We start from the raw sequence: 18,766 nt of genomic DNA on the forward strand, positions 1-18,766 counted from the left end.
AATGGGCGGGGCGATTTCATTGCAAGGTGGAGCGATATGCTTCTGGCAATCCCTGATGTCCTCACTCCCTCCCAGGTCGCACAAGCCCGGTCCGCGCTCGACGCCGCGAACTGGACAGACGGCCGCGTCACCGCCGGTTACCAGTCGGCCAAGGCCAAGGACAATGCGCAGTTGCCGGAAGACGCTCCTGCGGCGCGCGAGATCGGCGCGCTGATAGTGGATGCGCTATCCCGCAACAGCACGTTCTTCTCGGCTGCGTTGCCCAAACGCATATATCCGCCCCTGTTCAACCGCTACGGCGGCGGCCAGTCATTCGGCTACCACGTCGACAACGCCATCCGCTATGACCGCAGCCGCGGCGGCGTGGATCCGGTGCGCACCGACCTGTCGGCAACGCTCTTCCTCAGTGCCCCCGACGAGTACGACGGCGGCGAACTGATCATCGAGGACACATTCGGCACCCAAAGCGTGAAGTTGCCTGCGGGCCACATGGTCCTCTATCCCGGCACCAGCCTGCACAAGGTCACCCCGGTCACACGCGGCGCACGCGTCGCCTCGTTCTTCTGGCTCCAAAGCATGGTGCGCGACGACGGCCATCGGCGACTGATGTTCGAACTGGATGTTTCGATCCGCCGCCTCACGCAGGATGTGCCCGAGCATCCCGCCCTGGTCCAGCTGACCGGGGTGTACCACAACCTGCTGAGGCAGTGGACCGAGGTCTAGATTTTCGGCGAATGGGATTCATCCTTGTTTGCATTTGATAAGTATTCTCAATTACTATAGCTCCGTTCAGCTTGCTGCCACAGCACGCTACGGGGACCCGCTTGATCCACGCACCGCCAAGTTCCAGCCGCTATGAGCGCGCGCCGTCGCAGCGCGCGCGATTGGCGTGGCGTTTCCTGGCCAGATGGGCACTGGCGATGTTTGCGCTGGCGATGGTCACTACATTGGCCACAGCGTTCCGTCGCGAGATCAGCGAGCAGCAGGGCGCTACGGCTTTCGCGGAGTCCGCTTTCGTCCAGCACGAGTCGGGTGAAGAAGATCCGCCGCAGAAACCGAAGCATCAGGAATCGCCCGCCAAGAAGCCCCGCGTCAAAGCCTTGCTGGTGCACACGACACCGGCTGCAGATCCGAAACAGCCATTGGCCTTCTACCGGTGCTCGGACGATGTCGCCCCGACACCGCATCTCTTGCCTTTGCGGGCCGACGCCGAGCCACGTTCACGTCGTAAAGACCCCGTCCTTCGACTGCATCCGGGCCAGGCGCCTCCCCGCCTCGTCGCCTGACGCGCGTGCCGGCGCCATGCCGACAGTCCTCTAGCACCTCTTCTTGCAAGCGCTGACGCCAGCGCCTTGCCTTCTATTTACCTACCTCTGTGAATGCCATGACCCACACCCGTCTAACCGGGCGCGCCCACCTGCGCCACAACCGCCTCGCCATTGCCCTGTTCGCCATCACCTCGGTGCCCGCCTTCGCGCAGGTCGCCCCCAACGGTGCGGCTGACGCGAAAGATTTCGATACCGTCGTCGTGACCGCTGCCGGCTTCGAGCAAAAGATCACCGACGCCCCCGCCAGCATCAGCGTGATCACCCGCGAGGACCTTGGCAAGAGGCCCTACATGACACTGCTGGATGCCGTGCGCGATATCGAAGGCGTCGACGTGGGCGAAACCCGCGACAAGACTGGCCAGGGCACCATCTCCATGCGCGGCATGGGCTCGGATTACACCCTGATCCTGGTCAACGGCAAGCGCCAGAACAACCATGGCGACATCTACCCCAACAACTTCGGTGGAAACCAGTTCAACCATATCCCGCCGCTGGACGCGATCGAGCGCATCGAAGTCATCCGCGGTCCCGCGTCGACACTCTACGGCGCAGATGCCATGGGTGGCGTGATCAACATCATTACCAAGCGCTCGCTGGACAGCTGGCATGGCTCCGCCAGCGTCGCCCGCACCTTCGAAGCCAGCGAGTTCGGCGATGACGCCACGTTCGACTTCTTCGTCACCGGCCCGCTTGTCGCCGGCAAGCTGGACCTCAGCGCGCGCGGTAGCTGGTACGACCGAAAGGCCTCCAATCCCACCTACGAAACGCTGACGGATCCGAGCGGCCGCGAACACCCGCGCCCGCTGGGTTTCGGTGGTGGCGGGAAGACCGTGGACAACACCAACAAGGCGGGCGGCATCAGCCTGACGTGGACCCCGACCGACGCACAGACGGTGACGCTGGACTACGACACATCGCGCCAGCAATACGACAACGGTATCAAGACCAACGACTCCGGCGTTCAGGAGTACCCGGTCGGCACCGTCGACAACATTAACTCGATCTGGCGCGTGGCCAACGTCAATGGTGTCACCCGCGTGGCACCGCAGGTGGGTTACAGCCCCACGCAGGAGTTCACCCGCGACGCTTGGTCGCTGACGCACGAAGGCAAATGGGGCTTCGGCAACAGCTTCGTCTCTCTGTCGAACGTCGCCACCAACAATGATGGCCGCACCCTGCCCTTCACCGTCGCCGAGCGCAACCATCTACAACAGATGTGGGATGGGACGGGTCCGTACGCCGGCTTGACCACCGCACAGCGCCGCGACATAGCCGCACAGACCTTCCTGCCACGGCCCAAGCGCACACTGGAAAGCGCCCAGTACACGCTGGATGCGAAGCTCGATATCCCGTATCAGCTGGCAGGCGACCACACCGCCTTGATCGGCGCGCAGGTGATTCGTGGTGACCTTACCGATGGCGTCTTCGGCATGGAGAGCGGTACGCCCAGCGCGGTACAGAAGCAGGACATGTACTCGCTGTTCGCCGAAGACACCTGGTATGTCATCGCGCCGCTGGCGATCACCGCCGGTCTTCGCTACGACAACCACAAGGTGTTCGGCAGCCAGGTCAGCCCGCGCCTGTATGGCGTCTACACCATCAATGAGCGATGGACAGTCAAGGGTGGCGTGAGTACGGGCTTCAAGACACCGAAGACCACCCAGCTCTACGACGGCGTCACCGGCTTTGGAGGCCAGGGCGTTTCGCCGATGTTCGGCAATCCCGACCTTCAGCCTGAAACCAGCACCAGCAACGAGTTGGCGGTGTACTGGCAGCATCCAGGTGGCCACAGTTTCAATGCCACCTTGTTCCACAACACATTTGACGACAAGATCGCAAGCCAACCCTGTGGCCCTGGCACCACGCTCGTGTGCTCCAGCACGGGCGACTACGCCGACCTGGGCTACGCGACGAGCACCAAGACCGTCAACATCGATGAGGTCGTGATCAAGGGGGCCGAACTGGCCGGACGCTGGAAGATCTCCACGGCCTTCGGTTTCCGCGCCAACTACACCTATACCGACAGCGAGCAGAAGAGCGGCGCGGAGGTGGGTTTGCCGCTCGGCAACAGCGCACGCCACATGGCCAACGCCACGCTGGACTGGCAGGCCACGGAAAAATTCAACGTCTTCCTGTCGGTCGAAGCACGCTCGAAGCGCTATCGCGGACTGCATGCCATCACACGTGAGCAGCTGTACTACAAGGACTACGAGGTACTCCATCTCGGCGCGTCCTTCAAGGCGACCGAATGGCTGACCATCAATGCACGCATCAACAACCTGCTCGACCGCGACTTCACCACCTACGACGCGGAGTTCCGCGACCTCAATGGTGACGGCGATTACATCGATACCAATATTGGCGGCAGCGGACGCAACGAAGCGCTGTTCTTCGATCATTACAACAACAAGGACAAGGCTCGCAGCCTTTGGCTGAGTTTCAACGTCAACTTCTGAGACCGAGAGGCGTTCCCTTCCTGCTAAGGAGGGGAACGCCCCTTAATTGAGAGCCATTCTCATCTATGATGTAATGGTGATCACTCATCACCCTGTTCCGGGCATGCCTGTTGTCTTCTTCCGCTTCCCCTGCGATCCAGCAACAACGCCGCGGCTTCTGGCTGCGCACGCTGCATCAGTGGCACTGGATCAGTTCGGCGGTCTGCCTGATCGGCATGCTGTTGTTCGCGATCACCGGCATCACGCTGAACCACGCCTCGAAGATTGAAGCCACGCCCGACGTCACCAATCTGACCGCCACGCTTCCCGCACCTGTCCTGGCCGCATTGGGAGACCGCCAGGAAGGCAATGCTCCGCTGCCAGCCACCGTTGCCGGTTGGCTGGAGCAGGAACTGTTCCTGTCGATCGGCACGCGCCAGGCGGAATGGTCCGACATGGAGCTTTACCTTTCGATGCCCGGCCCCGGTGCCGATGCCTGGTTGAGTATCGATCGCGACACCGGCGCGGTCGAATACGAACGCACCAATCGCGGCTGGATCTCCTACTTCAACGATCTTCACAAGGGCCGCAACGCGGGCCCGGCGTGGGGGTGGTTCCTCGACATCTTCGCGGTGGCCTGCCTGGTGTTCTGCATCACTGGCCTGTTCCTGCTGTACCTGCACGGACGGCAACGGCGCATGACCTGGCCGATGGTCGGCCTGGGGCTGCTGGTGCCCCTGCTGATCGCCCTGCTCTTCATCCACTGATCCCTCCTCCCCCAAACCAACGAGTGACCGCATGTCGAAGATCGCCGTCCACACCACGCTGACCATCGCGCTCAGCGGCCTGCTGGCCACGCCGGCCTATGCCGCCACGCTGGACATCAACGTCGAAGTACCCAAGCTCAACGTGGCCGAGTACCACCGCCCCTACGTCGCGGTGTGGGTCGAGGGTGCAGACCAGAAGGTCGCTGCCAATCTTTCCGTCTGGTATCAGCAGACCAGCAATTCCGAAGGCCACGGCACCAAGTGGCTGCCTGACCTGCGCCAATGGTGGCGCAAGTCCGGGCGCTCGCTGAAGGTCCCGGTGGATGGCATCACCGGTCCGACCAAGCCGGCCGGCAAGCACGCACTGAGCTTCACCGACAAACAGCACTTGGCAAAACTGGCACCCGGCGACTACACGCTGGTCGTCGAAGCTTCGCGCGAAGTCGGTGGCCGCGAACTGTTGAAGATCCCCTTCACGTGGCCCGCCAAGGGCACGCCGCAGTCGGGCAAGGCGCAGGGCAGCACCGAACTGGGTGCCATCACGCTGACCGTCAAGCCCTGATCCCTTTCCTTGTTGATGCCCCGGAGAATCCCATGAAGCGTTCCCTTGCCGTCGCCATCGCCTTGGCGTCCCTCATTCCCGCCACCGCACTCGCGCACAAGGCGTGGCTGCAACCCTCGCAGACGGTCATCGCCGGCACCAATCCGTGGATCACGGTGGACGCGGCGGTATCCAACGACCTGTTCTACTTCAACCACGTGCCGCTGCGCACCGAAGGTCTGGTCATCACCGCGCCGGATGGCAGCACGGCCGACGCGCAGAACGTGGCCACGGGCAGGTATCGCACCGTGTTCGACGTGGAGCTCAAGCAGCAGGGCACGTATCGCATCGCCACCGTCAACAAGAACCTGATGGTTCGGTGGGACGGCGCCGACGGCAAGCCCGGCGGCCTGCGCGGCGCCAAGCCGGAAGACCTGGCAACCAAGGTGCCGAAAGACGCGAAGAACCTGCAGGTCTCGCAGTCGATCGGCCGCGTCGAAACGTTCGTGACCAACGGCTCGCCGAACGACACGGCCCTGAAAGCCACCGGCGAAGGCATCGAATTGCTGCCGGTCACGCATCCGAATGATCTGTTCGCGGGTGAAGCCGCCACGTTCAAGCTGCTGGTCGACGGCAAGCCCGCCGCCGGCCTGGAATGCGAGATCACCCGCGGTGGCACGCGCTATCGCAACGCGCAGGAAGAGATCAAGGTCACCACCGACGCCAACGGCCAGTTCAGCGTCACCTGGCCCGAAGCCGGCATGTACTGGCTGGAAACCGGCACGCAGGACGACAAGACCACCGTGCCGCAGGCCAAGCAGCGTCGACTGAGCTACGTCGCCACGCTGGAAGTGCTGCCGCAGTAAGAAGGCGTGTATCACGCCGCCGGACGCGGGTCCGGCGGCGTGCATCGACAATGAACACCTCTCTCTCCTCGCCCTCTGCACAGGCGACAGCCGTGCATGCGCTGCATGGACAGACCATGGGCACGACCTGGTCCGTCCAGTACACGAGCGCGACGCGTCTCGATCCGCACGCGCTGCATGACGCGGTGCAGGCGCGCCTTGACCAGGTGGTCGCGCAGATGAGCACATGGGACGCCGACGCGGACATCATGCGGTTCAACCGCTGCGCGGCGGGAGAATGGTTCGCACTGCAGGACGACATCCTGCAGGTAATCACCACTGCGCTCGATATCGCGTCCACCAGCGGAGGTGCATTCGATCCGACAGTGTCGCCACTCGTGGCCGCGTGGGGGTTCGGTGCGCATGCCGTCGATCGCGGCCGGCCGGCGGAGTCGGCGCTGGTCGAGGCGCGCGCATGCGTAGGCTGGCAACATCTTCGATTCGATCCGGCGCAACGTCGGATCCGCCAGCCGGGCGGCGTGATGCTGGATCTTTCGGCCATCGCCAAGGGGTACGGCGTGGATGTCGTCGCAGACCTGCTGCGTCGCCGCAGCATCAACGCCGCCCTGGTCGAAGTCGGTGGCGAGCTGTACGGCTATGGCCGCAAGGCGGATGACAATGCCTGGCGTGTGCTGGTGGAATCCTCGCCTGAAGAAGAGGCCGACAGCGACGGACTGGAGCCGCGCGTACTGACACTCGATGGCGTGGCCGTCGCCACGTCCGGCGACCGCTGGCACGCCTATGCACAGAATGGACGACGTTACTCGCACACGATCGATCCGCGCAGCGGCGAGCCCGTGACCGATGCCGCCGCCGCGGTCACCGTCATCGCCGACGATGCCATGCACGCCGATGCCTGGGCCACCGCGCTGACCGTGATGGGCGCGACGCACGGCCATGCCTTTGCCGTGCGCCACGGGCTCGCCGCGCGCTTCCTGCAACGCACTGCCACAGGCCTGCAGGAAGCGATGACGCCTGCATTCGAACGCCATCTCGCTGCATGAGCACGGCGCCCGCCACCGCATCGCGCGGCATCGCGCCGGTCATCGGCAACACCGTCGTCATGCTGCTGCTGGCCGCATGCGCCTGGCTGCTCGCCGGACTGCACGACGGCGACTGGTGGCAGGCCATGCCGTCAGCAACGCGCGGCTACGCCGCGGCCATGGCGATGTTGGCCTACGCAGGGCTGGTGGCCGCATTCCTGTATCGCGCGCATGCCCGCGACAAGGCGATGCAACCGAGCGACGTCATGACGCAGGATGCCTTGTGGGTGGTGCACGCCAGCCAGACCGGCTTTGCGATGGAACTCGCCGACATGACCGCGACCTCGCTGCGCCGCGGCGGCGTGACCGTGCAGCGTGCAGCCCTGGAGCATCTGGATTCGGCCCGATTGCAAACCATCGAACGTGCCGTCTTCGTGATCAGCACCACGGGCGAGGGCGACCCGCCCGACCCCGCGCTGGGCTTCGTTCGCCAGGTGATGTCGCAGACGCCGGCGCTGAAAGGCTTGCAGTACGCCGTACTGGCGCTCGGGGATCGCGAGTACACGCAGTTCTGCGCCTTCGGCCACCAGCTCGACGATTGGTTGCGACGCCAAGGTGCGCAGCCGTTGTTCGATCTTGTCGAAGTCGACAATGCCGATGACAGCGCGCTGCGTCACTGGCAACACCACATCGCGCAGCTCGGCAACGGCGAAGAAGCTCCCGATTGGTCCGCACCGCGTTACGACGCATGGCGACTGCGCGAACGTGTCGAACTGAATCCCGGCAGCTTGGGTGGACCCGCCTTCCATCTGTCGCTTGCGCCTGACACCGGCACGCTACCCGACTGGACGGCGGGCGACATTGCCGAGATCGGGCCCCGGCATGCCGCGGGCGACGTCGAGGATTTCCTGCATCGTCTCGCCCTGCCCGCCGATGTGCCAGTCCGTTGGCAGGGCGAAACGCAGGCATTGGCGACCGTCCTCGCATGCAGCCATTGGCCCGACATGGCATCAACGCGTGTTTTTCCGGATGCACAGGCGTTGGCGGATGCCTGCACGCCGCTTCCGCATCGCGAGTATTCGATCGCCTCCCTCCCCGCCGACGGTGCCCTGCACCTGCTGGTGCGGCTGATGCGGCGTGCGGATGGCACACCGGGACTGGGCAGCGGCTGGTTGTGCACCCACGCGCAGACCAGCGACGCTGTCCTCCTGCGTATACGACGCAATCCGAACTTTCATCCCCCCGCCGCCGCCGCGCCGCTGATCCTCATCGGCAATGGCACGGGTCTCGCTGGGCTGCGTGCACACCTCAAGGTGCGTGCCCAGGCGGGCGCCACGCGTAATTGGCTGCTGTTCGGCGAGCGCCAGCGTGCATGTGATTTCTTCCACGCCGATGAACTGCTCGCCTGGCGAGCACAGGGAGCGCTGGAACATCTCGACCTGGCGTTCTCCCGCGACGGCGGCGAACACCGGTACGTCCAGCACGCATTGCTGGCACAAGCAAACCGGTTGCGGAGCTGGATCGACGAAGGCGCCGCGGTGTACGTCTGCGGCAGCCTGGCCGGCATGGCACCCGAGGTGGACGCCGTACTGCGCATCGTTCTAGGTGACGATCGCGTCGAAGAACTGCGTGCGAACGGCCGCTATCGCCGGGACGTCTACTGACGCAGCGCCATCAGTCGGCCCGCTCTTCGATCCGGATGGCCAGCAATTCCCCGCCACCTTGAAGGGCATAGCGCGACCGCGCCTCACCCGCGACCAGGATGGCAGTATCCCCAGTCCAGAGCTGACCAAGGTCGCTGGCGGTATCGAACGTCGCCTGTCCGGCGATCAGATGGATGACCCAGTGCACGCCGGGCTCGGTGAAGAACAGCATCGGCCCCACCAGGGGACGATGCAGAAGCTCCGTCCGGACACGGCCACGGCGCCACATCAAATTGAAATCGTGCGTCATTCCGTCGACCAGCTCGCCGGTGACGACCTCTTCGCCAGCGAAGCGGAGTCGATCATGCGGTGGCATCAGCTCAACCGCGCGACCATCGCCGAAGACAAGACGCAGGCCGTTCCCGCGGAGCAATACCAGCTCGCGATCAATGCCGGGGAATGAGGAGAACGCAGCATCGCGTTCGATCTCCGCGATCGACAGCCGCCAGTCCCACGCATCGCTATCCGGTACACGCACGATTTCGCGCGTCCAGCCCAGTCCATTCTTCCAGCGTTCCCGCCGATATTCGTTCGCGGGGATGAGGCGGGACGATGAGGGCATGGTGTTCACCTGTCGGGACGCGGCGCGATTCTAGCCCGGCCGTCGACGACGGGAAGCGCCCGGACACAGAAACGACATCGCCCGGGCGCGCTTCCTGCGCATCCGGGCGATGTCCACCTCCGTGTCGGCATCCTGCCAGTTCCAGGCTCCTGCCTGCTACTGACCCTCGCGCCTCCTGCGCACAATGAATACGTCCTTGTCGGCCTCCTGCCTGTTTCCCCCTGGCATCCTGCCCCTGTGCCCGGCGTCCCACGTCCTGTGGATGCGCCCGGCACGGGATTCGATCAGCGTCGCGCCACCGGCTTGGCGGGCGTCGCCGCAGCGGCCGCCGGCTTGCGGGCCGGTGTCGTACCGGTGCGCAACTCGATGCGGTCCCGGTTCTGCTCGATGGTGCTCAGGCCGATGCCTTTCACCATGGCCAGCTCCTCGGCGCTCTTGAACGGTCCGTTGGTCTTGCGGTATTCGATGATGGCCGCGGCCTTGGCCGGACCCACACCAATGAGCACGCGATCCAGGGCGGCCGCGTCGGCGGTGTTGATGTTGACCTTTTCCGCCGCGATCGCCTGCATGGCGAACAGCAGCGACAGCGCGGCAGCAAAGACGATGTGGATGAACGACTTCATGACGACTCTCCTTGTGGCATTGGACTCTCCGTGCACGACGGATGCGTCGCGGCATCCATCGTGTTTCCGCCCGTGGCCGGTGACCTGCGGCGGTAGGGAGAGTGTCCAATCCCGACGGGCGTGAAGGTATCGCCCGTGCGCGTGGGAATCTGCCCGTAAACGCCGCGACTGCATGTAGGAAAAGTCCTACCCTCGGCCAAGGCGTAGAATGGCGACCAGCCTTTCAGTGCCCGGAGTTGCCATGGATACCGCCAAAGTCGACCGCTACGTTGCCGAGAAATGGGATGACGACATCGTCCCGCAACTGGTCGAGTACATCCGCATCCCCAACAAGTCGCCGATGTTCGACAAGGACTGGGTGGCGAACGGCTACATGGAGCAGGCGGTGCAACTGATGGAGCGCTGGGCCAGGGCACAGTCGGTACCCGGCATGCAGGTGGACGTGGTGCGCCTTGAGGGCCGCACCCCGCTGATCTTCATCGAGATTCCCGCCAGTGGGCCCGAAACCGGTGCCGATACCGTGCTGCTGTACGGCCACCTGGACAAGCAGCCGGAGATGACCGGCTGGGATGACGACCTGGGCCCCTGGGTGCCGGTCATCAAGGGCGACAAACTGTACGGCCGCGGTGGCGCCGACGACGGCTACGCGATCTTCGGCTCGCTGGCGGCGATCCAGGCGCTGCAGCAGCAGGGCGTGCCGCATGCGCGCAGCGTGGTGCTGATCGAGGCCTGCGAGGAATCCGGCAGCTACGACCTGCCCGCCTACGTGGACCATCTGGCCGACCGTATCGGCAAGCCATCTCTGGTCGTCTGCCTGGATTCGGGCTGCGGCAACTACGAACAGCTGTGGTGCACCACCTCGCTGCGCGGGCTGGCCGGCGGCAACTTCACCGTCAAGGTGCTGCAGGAAGGCGTGCACTCCGGCGACGCGTCCGGCGTGGTGCCGTCGAGCTTCCGCCTGTTGCGGCAGCTGCTGTCGCGGCTCGAGGACGAACAGACCGGCCGCATCCTTCCCGAGGGCCTGCAAGCAGAGATTCCCACCGCCCGTTTGGCACAGGCGCAGGAAGCGGCGCAGGTGCTGGATACCGCCGTGTTCGACAAGTTCCCGTTCCTGCCCGGCATGACGCCGATGGCCGAAGACCTGGCCGAACTGGTGCTCAACCGCACCTGGCGCCCCGCCCTGTCGGTGACCGGCGTGGACGGCATGCCGCCGCTGTCGTCGGCGGGCAATGTGCTGCGCCCGTACACCTCGGTGAAGCTGTCGCTGCGCCTGCCGCCGACACTGGAGGGCAAGCAGGCCGGCCAGTTGTTGAAGGACCTGCTCGAGAAGGACCCGCCGAACGGTGCGCAGGTCAGCCTGGAACTGGAAAAGGCCAGCACCGGCTGGAACGCGCCGGCGATGTCGCCGTGGCTGGAAAGCGCCATCGATGCCTCCAGCCGCGAGTTCTTCGGCAAACCGGCGATGTACATGGGCGAAGGCGGCACCATTCCGTTCATGGGCATGCTGGGCGAGAAGTTCCCGGGCGCGCAGTTCATGATCACCGGCGTGCTGGGCCCGCATTCCAATGCGCACGGCCCGAACGAATTCCTGCACATTCCGATGGGCAAGAAGGTCACCGCCTGCGTGGCGCGCGTGCTCGCCGAACACCGCGCCGCCAGCGTGCGTGGCGAGACCACCGGCATCGCTGCCGTCGCCGGCGGCGAGCAGCACGGCGACCACGGCTGCTGCTGATCCTGACGACGACAGGATGGGGAACGAAGCGCCGGGGGAACCCGGCGTTTTCCATTCCCGCGCTGGAGGATGGTCCGCCGGCCCTCCTCCCTGCTAGGCTCGCATCGCCCCCACCTTCCCAACCGGAGCGACTCGATGGAACAGATTTTTGGCGGCGGTATCCTCTGGACGTTGCTGATCGGCTTCATTGCCGGACTGCTCGCACGCGCACTCAAGCCCGGCAACGACAAGCTCGGCTTCTTCATGACCATCGTGCTGGGCATCCTCGGTGCGCTGCTGGCGCGCTTCGTTGGCGGCGCACTGGGCTGGTACGGTCCCGGCGAACCGGCTGGCTTCATTGCCTCCGTCGTCGGTGCCATCGTGTTGCTGGTCGTCTATGCGATGGTGAAGAAGAAAAACTGAGCCGCCCTGACGGCAGGACGCGAAAGCCCCGCCATGCGGGGCTTTTTTCTCGCCCATGCGCCATGCCGAAGACCGCTTTCATAAATCTTCACCCGCCTGTCAGACGCTTCATCAAGGCCCGCGATGGAATGGCGCTCCCCTCCAAGGAGTCATGCCATGCGCCGTTCCCTGCTGTTGATCTTCATCGCCATGTCGCACGTGGCGCACGCTGCGGAACCATCCGCCGGCGCCCCAGCCACGCCCGACGCCTATCGTCCGCCGCTGCCGATGCGGGATGGCTGGCAGGTCGCCGACGCCCGTCGCGGCGGCTGGCGGGTTGAGCGCCTGCAGGCGCTGGAAGCGGCCATCGCCAAGGGGGATTACCCCGGAGTCACCAGCATCGTCGTCGCCCATCAGGGCAGGCTGGTGTACGAGCGCTATTTCAACGGGGGCGGCCCGGACGTACTCAACGATACGCGTTCGGCAACCAAGAGCGTCACTGCCCTGCTGCTGGGAGCGGCGATCGATCAAGGGCATATCCAGGGTGCGCAGGCGCCCGTGTACGCCTACTTCGCCGACAGGCAACCATGGCAGAACCCCAGCCCGCGCAAGCAACGGATGACGCTTGAAGACCTGCTCACGATGAGCTCCGCCTGGGAATGCGATGACGAGAACAGCGTCTCCGCCGGCAACGAAGAGCGCATGTACGTGAGCGAGGACTGGACCCGTTTCGCCCTCGATCTGCCGATGCGCGGCTTTGCGCCGTGGATGACGCGCCCCGAGGACAGCCCGCATGGCCGGGCCTTTTCATACTGCACGGCGGGCAGCTTCCTGCTGGGCGCGGTGATCGAACGGGCGACAGGCAAGCCACTGGCGACCTTTGCTGCAGAGGCACTGGAACGCCCGCTGGGCATCCAGCAGGTGCAATGGAACAAGTCCTCGGAGGGTGTGGGCATGGGCGGCGGCGGCACGCGCTACCGCAGTCGCGATCTGGCCAAGCTCGGACAACTGGTGGTGGATGGCGGTCGCTGGCAGGGCCGGCAGGTCGTCTCCATGCCCTGGATCAACGCAGCACTGACAGTACATGCTCAGGCGCGCGAGGACGCGGACTATGGTTACCAGTTCTGGCGATTCCGCTTTCCGCGTGCGGAAGGGCAGCAGGCGGCCTGGGCGATGTCGGGCAACGGTGGCAACTACGTCTTTATCGTGCCCGAGCGGCAGTTGGTGGCGGTGATCACGCGGACTTCGTTCAATCAACGCAACGCGCACCCACAGTCGCAGAAGATGTTCGGCGACTACATGCTCAAGGCGATGCCGTAAGGCGATCCAGCAAAGCGGCGGGAACCTTGCCGTGTTCTTCAGCGACTTGGCGGCTGAGGGCATCCAGGCTGCGGGCGAATCCCGGCTCGGCCGCCATTGTCCCGAACAACGGCGACGCCCGGAGATAAGCCGCATCGCGGTAACCGGCATCCACCGCGCGTTGCAGCGATGCGAGCGCCGCTGCTCGATCGCCGGCGGCCTCCCGCAGCAGCACGACTTCGAGCCAATCGGAGGGGTAGCCCGCACCCGCCTCCAGATCGCGGGCGATGCGGTCGGCACGCGCATTGGCCCATGCCGGCGACGCTGACCCGGCCTGAAGCCGGGCCAGCGTCGCCGGCAGGCTTGCCTGCGGGCGCAATGCTTCGGCCTGCCGGTAGGCCGTCAGGGCGGCCGCGGGATCTCCACGCAGTTGCGCCAGCTCACCGGCCAACAGGAACAGATCGGCATGCTCGGTACCCCGCCGCATGGCCTGGTCTAGCGCGGCCTGCGCCTCGGTCGTGCGCCCATGCCGGAACAGGAAACGCGGCCACGCGATGTTGGAGAACACATTGTCCGGGTAAAGCGTGAAGCTCCGCCGATATCGCGCTTCCGCCGCCTGCGGATAGCCCAGCAGATCGAGGATGCTGGCTATCTGCAGCTGCAGATGGCGAACGCGCGAGGGATCGCCACGCAGCGAGGTGTTCGCGACCAGCGCTTGGGCAAGCAGCCCTTTGCGGTCATAGAGGTAGGCAGCGGACGCCCGGCTGCTGTCTGCGGTTGGATCCAGTGCGAGGGCACGTTCATAGCCGGCAAGCGCATCGCCGATGCGGCCGCGGCAATCATGCGAATACCCCAGCGCGGCATGGGCGGCTGCACGCGCAGGCTGCGCACGGATGCCCTGCTCGGCGAGCGCCTGTGCGCGTACAGCCCACACGGGAGGAAAATTGAACAGGCAGACGCGGGCGCTGTAGGCACGACTCAATCCGACCTGTGCCTCCACGTTGCCGGGCTGTTCCTTCAACGCCTGCTCGAAGAGCTCGACGGCGCGTTCGTTGTTGTCGCGCTGGCCGATGTTCGCGTAGTACGCGGCGCGCTGGAGCAACGAAGGCTGCTCCGGCGCGGGCGACGTGACCAGCGCATGCGCACGGGTAGCGCGCTGCTTCCATGCCCACAGGCCTGCGCATGCGGCGAGCACCACGACGCCTGTTACGACGAGGGTGAGCGTGCGCGATCGATACGCGCGGGGTGCCGGCACGTCGGCGGACGCGATACCGGGCAACGCGTAGGGACGAACGCACAGCTGGTAGCCCTGTCCACGGACCGACCGCAGGTAGCGCGGGCTGCGTCCGTCGTCTCCCAGAGCCTGTCGCAGCAGTTTCACCCGTTGGGTGACGGTCTCCTCGCTGACCACCGCCGGCGCCCACACGCGCTGGATGAGTTCGTCGAAACCGACGACGCGGTCGCCCTGCTCCACCAGGTGGCGCAGCAGCTGGAAGCTGAGGCCCGCCACGCTCAGGCGCTCGCCATCACGTTCGACGCGCTGGCGCTCCAGGTCGATCACCAGATCATCCAAGCGGTAGCGCACGGTGCTCAGGCCCTTACTTGCTACGCCCGTAGACATCCTCGAAACGCACGATGTCGTCCTCGCCCAGGTAGCTGCCGGACTGCACCTCGATCAGTTCCAGCGGCACCTTGCCGGGATTCTCGAGGCGATGCTTCACCCCCAGCGGAATATAGGTGCTTTCGTTCTCCGACAAGAGCAGGATCTCGTCGCCGCGCGTGACCTTCGCCGTACCGCTGACCACGATCCAGTGCTCCGCGCGGTGGTGGTGCATCTGCAAGCTGAGCGCAGCGCCGGGCTTGACCTTGATGCGCTTCACCTGGTGCCGGCCGCCGTTGTCGACCGAGTCGTAACTGCCCCAGGGTCGATGCACTTCGCGGTGCAGGACGGCCTGGCTGCGCTGCTCTTCCTTCAGCCGTGCGACCACCTGCTTGACGTCCTGCACGCGGTCCTTGCGGGCGACCAGTACGGCATCGTCCGTCTCGACCACCACGATATCGTCCACGCCTACCAGCGCGACCAGACGCTGCGCGTAGGCGTAACTGTTGCGGCTGTCCACGGCGATCACGTCACCATGGTGCGCGTTGCCATCGGCGTCGCGCTCGGCCACGTCCCACAGCGCGGACCAGCTGCCGACATCGTTCCAGCCGATGTCGATCGGCAGCACCATCGCACGGGCCGTCTTCTCCATCACGGCATAGTCGATGGAATCAGGCGGACAGGCCGCGAACGCATCCTTGTCCAGCCGCACGAAATCGCCGTCGTGCCGTGCCGACGCATGCGCCGCGCGCACGGCCTCGACGATATCCGGCCGGACGTTCGCAAGCTCTTCCAGATAACGGCTGGCACGGAACAGGAACATGCCGCTGTTCCAGTAGTAGCCGCCCGCGTCGAGATACGACTGGGCGGTGGTGGCGTCGGGCTTTTCGACGAAGCGCGAGACCTTGCGCAGGCCCTCCCCCGCTTCCGCCTGGATGTAGCCGAAGCCCGTCTCCGGTGCGTCCGGCACGATGCCGAACGTCACCAGCGCACCGGCTTCGGCGGCAGACGATGCCTCGCGCACCGCGCGCTGGAAACCGGCCACGTCGCGGACTACGTGATCGGAGGGCAGTACGAGCAGCAGGGGATCGGCACCGTCAACCATCGCCTGCAACGCCGCCGCCGCGATCGCGGGTGCCGTGTTGCGACCGACCGGCTCAAGCACGATGGCCGGCACGGGCGCGCCGATCTGGCGCAGCTGCTCGGCGACCAGGAAGCGATGCTCCTCGTTTGCGACCACGATGGGAGCGAGGTCGGCGATCGCCTCGACGCGACGCCAGGTCGCCTGGACCATCGTATCGTCGCCCGCCAACGGCAGGAATTGCTTGGGATAGGCTTCGCGCGACAGCGGCCACAGGCGCGTCCCGGAGCCGCCGGACAGCAACACGGGTTGGAGTTTGGCCATGCAAGCCTCGCAAGTCGGTCGGGCGCCAGTTTACCCTGTAGGCCTTTATTGCCTGTGTGTGGTCTCCACTGTTATGAACCCTACGATTCAGGACCCTTCGGGGCGCGGAGCCCAGCGCCTCGAATGGGCGCGCGGCGCGCTCGGCGATCCTTACGCGCAGCTCGAACGCGCCTCGATGGATGCCGGTTACCGCAGCTACTGGCGCAGCCTGGGCGATGGACCCGGACGGATCGTGATGGATTCGCCCCCCGGCCTGGAGGACGTGCGGCCGTGGTTGGCGATGCGTGAGCTGCTGATGGGCGGCGATGTGCGCGTTCCGGACGTACTGGGCATCGACGTCGAACTCGGCTTCCTGCTGCTGGAGGATCTCGGCGGCCCGACGCTGGCGCATGTGATCAGCGACGACAACGCCGACACCTGGTTCGATGCCGCGATCGAACAGTTGCTGCGCCTGCAGGCGATTGCACCACCCGAGGGCATGGGCGAGTTCGGCGAAGCGCTATTGCAACGCGATGCCGGGCTGTTCGACGAATGGTTCCTGCGTCGCCATCTGGGGCTGACGCTGGACTGCGGCGAAACGGAAGGACTGGAGCTGGCGCAGCGCCGCCTGATGGACAACGCCCTGACGCAGGCACGCGTGCTGACCCATCGCGATTTCATGCCGCGGAACCTGATGCCGGTGACGCCCGGCCCGGCCGTGCTGGACTTCCAGGACTGCGTGCGCGGACCGGTGGCCTACGATGCGATGAGCCTGTTCAAGGACGCGTTCCTGAGCTGGCCGATCGAGCGCGTCGATGGCTGGCTCGCGCGCTATCACGCGCGTGCGACGCGCGCCGGCGTACCCGTGCCGGAATTGAAGGCCTTCCTGCGCGATGCGGACTGGATGGGCATCCAGCGGCACCTGAAGATCCTGGGCATCTTTTCGCGCCTGCACTACCGCGACGGCAAGACCCGCTACCTGCCGGACGTGCCGCGCTTCATCCGTTATCTCGACGAGGTGCTGCCGCGCTATCCGGAACTGACCGGCCTGCACAGGCTGCTCGATGCACGCATCAAGCCCGTGCTGCTTGCGCGCGGTGAAATCGCATGAAGGCGCTGGTCTTCGCGGCGGGACTCGGCGAACGCATGCGGCCGTTGACCGACCATACGCCCAAGCCGTTGATCGAAGCCGGTGGCAAGCCGCTGATCGTCTGGCACCTGGAAAAGCTGGCGGCGCTCGGCGTGGATGAGGTGGTGATCAACACCAGCTGGCTGGCTGACCGCTTTCCGGCGGTGCTGGGCGACGGCGCGCGCTGGGGGCTACGCCTGCACTACCTGCACGAAGGCGACACGCCGCTGGAAACCGGCGGTGGCATGCTCAATGCGCTGCCGCTGCTGGGCGACGCACCTTTCCTGCTGGTCAACGGCGACATCTGGACCGACTTCGATTTCGCCCGTCTGCCGCGCGAGCCCGCGGGACTGGCGCACCTGGCATTGGTGGATCCGCCGACGTTCGCACCACGCGGGGATTTCGCGCTCGACGCGACCGGCACGCTGCATCGCGAAGGCGAACATCGGCTGACCTATGCCGGCCTCGGGATCTATCGACCTGCCCTGCTCGACGCGTGGCAACAGCATGCCGCAGGCCAGATCCGCGAAACCACCAGCGGCAAGCCGCGCTTTCCGCTACTGCCGCTGCTACATGCCGGCATGGTCAACGGGCGCATCACCGGTGAACGACTGCCGGGTCGCTGGACCGACGTGGGCACGCCTGAGCGGCTGGCGGATCTGGACAAGGAACTCGCGAACGACGCTTCGCGCTGACGCTCAGAGCACCTGCCGCAGGAACGGCACGGTGATCCTGCGCTGCGCGGCGAGCGATGCGCGGTCCAGCCGGTCGAGCAGGACGACCAGTGCGCCGAGGTCACGGTCGGTGCGCGTGAGCAGCCAGTCCAGCGCCGCGTCTTCCAGCACCAGCCCGCGACGCTGCGCACGGTCACGCAGGACATCGCGGCGCCCATCGTCGCCCAGCGGATCCAGCATCACCCGCAGGCACTGCTGCAGGCGCGAACGCAGGTCCGGCAGCACCAGGCCGATGTCGTCGGGAATGCCGCGCGCGGTGTACAGCACGTTCACGCCCGACGCACGGGCACGGTTGTGGAAATCGAACAACGCGACTTCGTCATCGCGACCGCCCGCGATGGCGTCGATGCCATCCAGCGCGATCACGTCATTGCCCTCCAGCGCGTCGAGCGCATCGCGCATGCGGCCGACCGCTGCGGCAACCGGCAGGTAGGCCGCGCGACGATGCTGTTGCTCGGTCTCGGCGCACAAGGCCAACGCCAGGTGGGTCTTGCCTGTCCTCGACGCACCCGCGAGGTATACCCAGTCCGCACCCGTCGCGGTTGCGAGCGTCGACAGCACCGACAGCGCGCCGTCGGGCGGCGCGATGAAGCTGTCGAAACGCTGGTCGGGCGGATAGCGCAGCGCCAACGGCAACTGCGGCACCAGGTCCGCCCCCTG

18 protein-coding genes are annotated in these 18,766 nt (G+C 65.7%); 13 read left to right on the forward strand and 5 right to left on the reverse strand.

What is annotated here, in order from left to right; genetic code table 11:
• The first annotated feature begins 36 nt into the window (after positions 1-36).
• The 8 genes from AX730_RS03585 to AX730_RS03620 all read left to right on the forward strand — a co-directional run bounded on the left by AX730_RS03585 (position 37) and on the right by AX730_RS03620 (position 8,623).
• Complete coding sequence (locus AX730_RS03585) at positions 37-723, forward strand: Fe2+-dependent dioxygenase (RefSeq protein ID WP_062352075.1); 687 nt, start codon at positions 37-39, stop codon at positions 721-723.
• Positions 724-824: 101 nt separating this feature from the next.
• Positions 825-1,286, forward strand: coding sequence for a hypothetical protein (locus tag AX730_RS03590; protein ID WP_157074089.1), 462 nt, complete (start codon positions 825-827; stop codon positions 1,284-1,286).
• Between the two features lie 98 nt (positions 1,287-1,384).
• Positions 1,385-3,784 carry a TonB-dependent receptor domain-containing protein gene (locus AX730_RS03595; protein WP_062352081.1) on the forward strand — a complete coding sequence of 800 codons (2,400 nt, stop codon included), beginning with the start codon at positions 1,385-1,387 and terminating at the stop codon, positions 3,782-3,784.
• A gap of 110 nt (positions 3,785-3,894) precedes the next feature.
• Positions 3,895-4,530, forward strand: a complete 636-nt coding sequence (locus AX730_RS03600) for a PepSY-associated TM helix domain-containing protein (protein ID WP_062352084.1) — start codon at positions 3,895-3,897, stop codon at positions 4,528-4,530.
• A gap of 31 nt (positions 4,531-4,561) precedes the next feature.
• Positions 4,562-5,092, forward strand: a complete 531-nt coding sequence (locus tag AX730_RS03605) for a DUF2271 domain-containing protein (protein ID WP_062352087.1) — start codon at positions 4,562-4,564, stop codon at positions 5,090-5,092.
• Positions 5,093-5,124: 32 nt separating this feature from the next.
• Complete coding sequence (locus tag AX730_RS03610; protein ID WP_062352090.1) at positions 5,125-5,937, forward strand: DUF4198 domain-containing protein; 813 nt, start codon at positions 5,125-5,127, stop codon at positions 5,935-5,937.
• Positions 5,938-5,987: 50 nt separating this feature from the next.
• Entirely contained in the window at positions 5,988-6,980 is a 993-nt protein-coding gene (locus tag AX730_RS03615) for an FAD:protein FMN transferase (RefSeq protein ID WP_083537700.1), read from the forward strand.
• Entirely contained in the window at positions 6,977-8,623 is a 1,647-nt protein-coding gene (locus tag AX730_RS03620) for a sulfite reductase subunit alpha (protein WP_062352096.1), read from the forward strand. Before AX730_RS03615 ends, AX730_RS03620 begins: the two co-directional genes overlap by 4 nt.
• Positions 8,624-8,633: 10 nt before the next feature.
• On the opposite strand, the gene AX730_RS03625 is transcribed toward AX730_RS03620, so the two are convergent.
• Both AX730_RS03625 and AX730_RS03630 read right to left on the reverse strand, forming a co-directional pair.
• Positions 8,634-9,224 carry a HutD/Ves family protein gene (locus tag AX730_RS03625; protein ID WP_062352296.1) on the reverse strand — a complete coding sequence of 197 codons (591 nt, stop codon included), beginning with the start codon at positions 9,222-9,224 and terminating at the stop codon, positions 8,634-8,636.
• A gap of 284 nt (positions 9,225-9,508) precedes the next feature.
• A complete protein-coding gene (locus AX730_RS03630) occupies positions 9,509-9,847 on the reverse strand; it encodes a ComEA family DNA-binding protein (protein ID WP_062352099.1) in 339 nt (112 codons plus the stop codon).
• 241 nt (positions 9,848-10,088) lie between these two features.
• Between AX730_RS03630 and AX730_RS03635 the strand changes: the two genes are divergently transcribed.
• The 3 genes from AX730_RS03635 (at position 10,089) to AX730_RS03645 (ending at position 13,280) form a co-directional block, all read left to right on the forward strand.
• The gene (locus tag AX730_RS03635) at positions 10,089-11,579 is read left to right on the forward strand and encodes a M20 family metallopeptidase (RefSeq protein ID WP_062352102.1); all 1,491 of its coding nucleotides are present in this window, start codon (positions 10,089-10,091) and stop codon (positions 11,577-11,579) included.
• A 135-nt stretch (positions 11,580-11,714) separates the two neighbouring features.
• Positions 11,715-11,981: a GlsB/YeaQ/YmgE family stress response membrane protein gene (locus tag AX730_RS03640; protein ID WP_062352105.1), complete on the forward strand. Its 267-nt coding sequence runs from the start codon at positions 11,715-11,717 to the stop codon at positions 11,979-11,981.
• Positions 11,982-12,137: 156 nt separating this feature from the next.
• Positions 12,138-13,280 (forward strand): serine hydrolase domain-containing protein, encoded by a 1,143-nt coding sequence (locus AX730_RS03645; RefSeq protein WP_062352114.1) that lies wholly within the window; start codon positions 12,138-12,140, stop codon positions 13,278-13,280.
• Here the strand turns inward: AX730_RS03645 and AX730_RS03650 are convergent.
• The gene (locus AX730_RS03650) at positions 13,264-14,880 is read right to left on the reverse strand and encodes a winged helix-turn-helix domain-containing protein (protein WP_062352117.1); all 1,617 of its coding nucleotides are present in this window, start codon (positions 14,878-14,880) and stop codon (positions 13,264-13,266) included. The two genes, AX730_RS03645 and AX730_RS03650, sit on opposite strands and share 17 nt — an antisense overlap.
• The gene (locus AX730_RS03655) at positions 14,858-16,264 is read right to left on the reverse strand and encodes a mannose-1-phosphate guanylyltransferase/mannose-6-phosphate isomerase (protein ID WP_062352120.1); all 1,407 of its coding nucleotides are present in this window, start codon (positions 16,262-16,264) and stop codon (positions 14,858-14,860) included. The genes AX730_RS03650 and AX730_RS03655 overlap by 23 nt, the downstream gene beginning before the upstream one ends.
• A gap of 73 nt (positions 16,265-16,337) precedes the next feature.
• Between AX730_RS03655 and AX730_RS03660 the strand changes: the two genes are divergently transcribed.
• Both AX730_RS03660 and murU read left to right on the forward strand, forming a co-directional pair.
• On the forward strand, positions 16,338-17,354 hold the full coding sequence (locus AX730_RS03660) for an aminoglycoside phosphotransferase family protein (protein WP_062352123.1): 1,017 nt from the start codon (positions 16,338-16,340) through the stop codon (positions 17,352-17,354).
• Positions 17,351-18,067 carry an N-acetylmuramate alpha-1-phosphate uridylyltransferase MurU gene (gene murU, locus AX730_RS03665; protein WP_062352125.1) on the forward strand — a complete coding sequence of 239 codons (717 nt, stop codon included), beginning with the start codon at positions 17,351-17,353 and terminating at the stop codon, positions 18,065-18,067. Before AX730_RS03660 ends, murU begins: the two co-directional genes overlap by 4 nt.
• 3 nt (positions 18,068-18,070) lie before the next feature.
• Here the strand turns inward: murU and hda are convergent, their stop codons facing one another.
• The gene (gene hda, locus AX730_RS03670; protein ID WP_062352299.1) at positions 18,071-18,754 is read right to left on the reverse strand and encodes a DnaA regulatory inactivator Hda; all 684 of its coding nucleotides are present in this window, start codon (positions 18,752-18,754) and stop codon (positions 18,071-18,073) included.
• Positions 18,755-18,766 lie beyond the last annotated feature (12 nt).

The sequence above is a fragment of the Pseudoxanthomonas mexicana genome, from assembly GCF_001556105.1.
GTDB lineage: Bacteria > Pseudomonadota > Gammaproteobacteria > Xanthomonadales > Xanthomonadaceae > Pseudoxanthomonas_A > Pseudoxanthomonas_A mexicana_A.